The following is a 249-nucleotide window of genomic DNA, read 5'->3' on the forward strand; positions in this document are numbered from 1 at the left end:
CTTGGAATTCATTTTGGTCTTTTTTATTATCGACAAACTCGAATTTCACTGTGAATTTATCAGACTTACCTGCTGAAATACCTTTTTCATCCCAGAACCAAGCAGCTAAATCATTATCTACCGCTGTAAGTGTGTCACCCTTCAATTTATCTAGCGTTGTTTCTTTTACGATTGTTTCATGCTTGTCTACATTTTTTAAGAATGTTACTTTAATATGTTTACCAAAATCATCTTTATTGTCGCCCTTCG

General features: G+C 33.7%; 1 protein-coding gene. It reads right to left on the minus strand.

Annotated features, from left to right (window positions below):
- A partial coding sequence (locus tag SB775_RS32265; RefSeq protein WP_410865367.1) for a TasA family protein occupies positions 1 to 249 on the minus strand: 249 nt, incomplete at both ends.

The organism is Peribacillus sp. SIMBA_075, from assembly GCF_046534585.1.